Origin of the sequence: Chitinimonas sp., assembly GCF_041904975.1 — a bacterium.
Classification (GTDB): Bacteria; Pseudomonadota; Gammaproteobacteria; order Burkholderiales; family Chitinimonadaceae; genus Chitinimonas.
Window position 1 is genome coordinate 1 of record NZ_JAYRLZ010000427.1, and the last position, 2,263, is coordinate 2,263.

Genomic DNA, 2,263 nt, shown 5'->3' on the forward strand with positions numbered 1-2,263 from the left:
TTTTGGCCGAGAAGCCGAAACGGGCGTTGGCCTCGCGCTGCAGGCTGGTCAGGTCAAACAGCAGCGGCGACAGGCGGGTTTCCGGTTTGGCTTCCTCGCTGACGATGCCGGGCTTGCCCGAAGTCGCCGCCTTGATCGCCTCGGCACGGGCGACTTCCCACAGACGGTCGGCGCGGGCATGCTCGTCCTCCTGCTTGCCCTTGAAGCCTTCGTCGAACCATTTGCCGGTGTAATTGCCGGCCTTGGCGGCAAATTCAGCTTCGACTTCCCAGTAATCGCGCGGCTTGAAGTCACGAATCTTGCGCTCGCGCTCGACGACGATGGCCAGCGTCGGCGTCTGTACGCGACCGACCGTGGTCAGATGGAAGCCGCCGGTCTTCGAATTGAAGGCGGTCATCGCCCGGGTGCCGTTGATGCCGACCAGCCAGTCGGATTCGGAACGGCAGACGGCGGCGTCGGCCAGCCCCTGCATTTCGCTACCTGGGCGCAGCCGCGCGAAACCGTCGCGAATCGCCTGCGGCGTCATCGACTGCAGCCACAGCCGCTGCACCGGTTTGCCAACCTTGGCATGCTGGACAATGTAATTGAAGATCAGCTCACCCTCGCGGCCCGCGTCACACGCGTTGATCAGGCCATCAACGTCCTTGCGCTTGATCAGTTTGTTGACCACACGCAGACGGGCTGCGCTTTTTTCAATGGGGTTGAGTGCAAAATGGGGCGGAATGACCGGCAAATGGGCAAACGACCATTTGCCGCGTTTGACTTCAAACTCTTCCGGGCAGGCCAGTTCGAGCAAGTGGCCGACAGCCGAAGACAGCACGTAGCTTTCGGATTCGAAATAGTCGTCGTGTTTGGTAAACCCGCCCAGTGCCTTGGCGATGTCGCTGGCAACAGAGGGTTTTTCGGCAATGATCAGTTTTTTGCTCATGGGGTCGCCCTGTAAGGTGCCGGGGATGATAAGTGGGGTGTTGGGCGCTTGCAAGGGCTGAATTTGCAGCCCGCCAGATTCACAGTGCCGCCAGATCAAACCAGACGCTGGTAGCGATTCCCCGGCAGGGAGGCAATCTGACCATTCAGTTCGAAATCAAGCAGGGTTGCCAGTATCTCGTCAGTATTGAGGCCCGTACTGGCCACCAGTTCATCAAGGCTGACCGGTTCGTGTCCGAGCAAAGCCATGAGCGGCGATTCATCGATGCCTGCTGCCGTTGCTGGCGGCTCGACAGCAGTCAGTCCGGATGCTGACGGCAGGGCAGCGCCAAGCACCGGGCGCAATTCTTCCTCGACATGCGCAGCGGTTTCCACCAGCTTGGCGCCTTCGCGAATCAGGCGGTGGCAGCCACGCGCCTGCGGCGAATGGATGGAACCAGGGATGGCAAATACCTCACGCCCGACCTCTCCTGCCAGCCGGGCTGTAATCAGCGAACCGCTCTCCACCGCTGCCTCAATCACCAGCACACCACGCGACATGCCGGCAATGATGCGGTTGCGCCGGGGAAAGTTGCCGGCAATTGCCGGTGTCCCCAATGGAAATTCGGAAATGATTGCCCCCCGGGAAGCGATATGTTGCGCCAGTTCATGATTTCGCGCCGGGTAAACACGGTCGATGCCCGTACCAATGACCGCTAGCGTGCAACCACCAGCAGCCAGCGCACCTTGATGGGCTGCGGTATCGATTCCCAGCGCCAGACCGGAAACGATGTGCCAGCCTCGTTGCGCCAGCGCCCCGGAAAACTCCCGGGCATTGCGCAGCCCCTGCGGTGTCGCATTTCGACTCCCCACCACGGCAAGGCAGTGCCGGTTCAACAAGGCGGGGTCACCCAGAACGTACAGTACCGTCGGCGGGTCGGGGGTATCGAGCAGGATTTGCGGATAATTCGCGTCGATCAGCGTCAGAATGTGATGGCCGGGTTCTGCTGCCCAGGCCAGGGCGCGCTCGACCGCCGCCTGCGGCGGGTCAGCCAGCAACTGGCTGGCGCGCTGGCCGATCACCGCATGCAAGCTGGCTGCACTGCTGGCAAAAATAGCTTCTGGTAAACCACACGCGGCGAGCAGCCGTCTCTGGCTCTCGCCGCCGATACCCGGCGTCAGGGTCAGCCGCAACCAAGCAGCCAGCCCTGCGTCCAGATTCACGGATTCTGCACTCCGTCACCAATCACCACGGATTTCGAGCCTTCCACGATCAGCGCATAGGCCACGCGCTCGAAGGAACGGAACACGAATGCCAGACCATAGCGCTCATCAGGAATGTCGGTCGTCAAGCGCT

The 2,263-nt window shown here is 61.6% G+C and carries 2 protein-coding genes; both read right to left on the reverse strand.

Annotated elements, in window-relative coordinates:
- Nucleotides 1–928: DNA topoisomerase (locus ACE3OH_RS21760; RefSeq protein WP_374358240.1), on the reverse strand; the 928-nt coding region annotated here is incomplete at its 3' end.
- A 95-nt stretch (nt 929–1,023) separates the two neighbouring features.
- Nucleotides 1,024–2,130 carry a DNA-processing protein DprA gene (dprA, locus tag ACE3OH_RS21765; protein ID WP_374358243.1) on the reverse strand — a complete coding sequence of 369 codons (1,107 nt, stop codon included), beginning with the start codon at nt 2,128–2,130 and terminating at the stop codon, nt 1,024–1,026.
- Nucleotides 2,131–2,263: the final 133 nt, after the last annotated feature.